The sequence below is a fragment of the Pengzhenrongella sp. genome (assembly GCF_036565025.1).
GTDB lineage: Bacteria > Actinomycetota > Actinomycetes > Actinomycetales > Cellulomonadaceae > Pengzhenrongella.
On the sequence record NZ_DATCNW010000141.1, the window covers coordinates 1 to 2,744 of the forward strand.

2 protein-coding genes are annotated in these 2,744 nt (G+C 69.6%); both read left to right on the plus strand.

The features are described 5' to 3' along the window. The first annotated feature begins 690 nt into the window (after nucleotides 1-690). The gene (locus tag VIM26_RS27020; RefSeq protein ID WP_414696458.1) at nucleotides 691-1,305 is read left to right on the plus strand and encodes a hypothetical protein; all 615 of its coding nucleotides are present in this window, start codon (nucleotides 691-693) and stop codon (nucleotides 1,303-1,305) included. 12 nt (nucleotides 1,306-1,317) lie between these two features. Further along, nucleotides 1,318-2,385, plus strand: a complete 1,068-nt coding sequence (locus VIM26_RS08255; RefSeq protein ID WP_414696459.1) for a DUF222 domain-containing protein — start codon at nucleotides 1,318-1,320, stop codon at nucleotides 2,383-2,385. The last annotated feature ends 359 nt before the right edge of the window (nucleotides 2,386-2,744 follow it).

Sequence of the window (2,744 nt, forward strand, 5' to 3'; positions counted from 1 at the left end):
TCGGCCGAGCCGCCGAGAACCAACCGGGCCCGACCCGCCAAGCCCCAATGGTCGCAACTTAGGACCCCCTGCCAGTCGCCCCCGAGCGGGGATCCTCCTCTGGATCCCGCCTGCGTGGACCTTAAGTTACGTCCATTGGGAGCTGGCCCTTGACGTCGTCTCGCTCATTCTGCTGGTGAGCGGAGCAGCCATATGTGGCGCATCCGCCAGCGCGCGACCCCGACCAGGCCGACGACGGCCATGGCGATCTCAGCCCACCAGGTCTGCGTCGAGGTCGTGTCGGTGACGACGCCAGACCGTAGACGCCCTCCCCGATGAGCAATTCTGCGATTGCCCCCGCCGACGCTTCGTTCGCATGTCGCACGGCGTGCGAGGCGAGACCGAGAAACGGCCGACGATGAGGCCGGCCACAAGCCAGAACGTCACCGAGCTGATCGACGACGGGTTCCCCTGCAGCAGAGAGCGAGGAGGTACCCGACCTCCAGCAACCACATTGCCGTCGTCGCACGGTCGCGTCCACCCGTCGACTGACTTCGACGCCCCGTGAGACGATCGCGATCGTGTCGTCATTGGTGTCCGGGCGGGCCATTCTTTGAGTCGAGTGTGAGCGCCTCAATGCCAGCCAAATTCGTGCAGAGGAATCGCGTCTGAGCTATTGACACTCTCGATCGTTCCGGTATCATAGAACACATGTTCAATCACGGGTTCGGCGGGGATGGCGACGAGCGGGTCGCGGCCTTTGTTGAGCCGTCGGCGGAGTTGTTGGCTTTATGGGCGGCGGACGACGCGCGGTATGAGGATTCGAAGTTCTTGGCGGCCGAGGTCGCGGAGTTCTTGGAGCGGGAGGCGTTCTTCGAGGCGCTGGCTCGCAGCGAGCACCAGGACCCGCGGCCGTGCGAGCGGATGGACCTGGCGCCGGGGTCCGCGGCCCTGGCGGGCTGGGCCGACTCGGTGGACTCCGAGCAGCTGCCGGACTACGAGCTGGTCGAGCAGATCGCCGCGTTCGAGCGGACCGCGTCCTGGGCGAAGGCCCGCCAGCTGGCCGCGATCGAGGTCCTCTCGCGGCGGGATGCGATGAACCCGGACTGGCCCGTCGCGGTCAGCCAGCCCGGCATCGTCGGCGAGGAGGTCGCCGCCCGGCTGGGCACCTCCCGGCGGGCCGGGCGGGAGCTGGTGGAGGCGGGCCTGCTGTTCGCCCGCCAGCTGATGGCCACCGGGGACGCGTTGGAGGTCGGGGATCTGGACTGGGGCAAGGCCAAGATCGTGGTCGCCGCGCTGAAGGACGTTCCGTGGCAGGTGGCGTAGGTCGTCGAGGACGTGGTGCTGCCCACGGCGGGTGAGCGGACCCCGACCCAGCTGCGCGGCGACCTGCAGAAGGCCCTGATCGCGGTCGACCCGGCCGACGCCGAGAAGCGCACGGCGCGGGCGGTCGACACCCGGCGCGTGTGCAAGCCCAAGGTCCTCCCGGACGGGATGGCCGGCATCTGGTCCGTGCTGCCCGCGTTCGTCGCGACCGCGATCGACACCGCCCTGAGCGCCGCCGCCCACAAGGCCCAGCGCGCCGGGGACACCCGCACCATTGACCAGCTCCGCGCCGACGCCTACACCGCCACCCTGCTCGGCAACGACGGCTGCACCTGCGACGACGCGCGTGTGGCCAGCGAGCCCAGCGAATCGGTCAGCAACACCGAGACCGGCACGGACTCGGACTTGGGCGAGGGCTCGGCTTTGCCTGGTGCCAGCCGCTGTGCGGCGGGTACGGGCGGCGGCATCGGTGGTGTCGCGGGGCAGGTGCGCGTCGACGTGACGGTATCGCTGGCGACGCTGCTCGGGCTGGACGAGGACCCCGCCCAGCTCGCCGGGTACGGCGCGGTCACCGCGCAGACCGCCCGGCGCCTCACCGCGAACGGGACCTGGCGGCGGCTGGTGACCGATCTCCAGACCGGCACGGTCCTGGACGTGGGCAAGACCCGGTACCGCCCGCCGGAGGACCTCGCGGAGATCATCCGCGCCCGCGACCCGTACTGCGTGTCCCCGATCTGCAACGCCGCCGCGCGCCACTGCGACCTTGATCACCGGGTGCCGTTCAACCCCGACGGCACCGGCGGAGCCACGTCCACGGAGAACATTTCCCCGGCGTGTCGAAGGGATCACCTGCTCAAGACGCACGCCGGCTGGACGTACGACCGCGCCGACAACGGCACGATCACCTGGACCACGCCCACCGGGCACACCTATGCCTACAACTCCCCGCCGCCGCCCGGACACGAGCACCTGCCGCAGGTCGAACCCGAACCCGGGCTCGACCCGGAACCCAGGGCCGCGGCCAAGGTGAAGCCGGAGCCGGAGCAGAAATCGGAAGCGGACGACCCGCCGCCGTTCTGATCCTGGTGTTCAACGCCGGTCGTCATCAAGTCGTGTCGGCGCGACTGTCGAACCTGAGGGGCGGTACCGGTCGATCCGGTTCCGCCCCGGTGGTATTCGCGTCAGCTCAGTGCCGCCGTGCAACGTCTCGCCGACAGCCGTCAAGAGCGGTCAGCTCGCCGGAACGCGCTCGGCGCTTTCCGGCGGACCGACAGCCGCGTGCGATCTTTCGACAACGACGGGTAGGCGCCACCGCGTCCACGTCGTCAAGCCCGGTATCCCCGGTACTCCCGCAACGTCCGGTACCCCCCGCATCGTCCGGTACCCCCGCAACGTCCGAGCGTTGACGTCCTATAGGACGTCAACGCTCGGACGTTAAG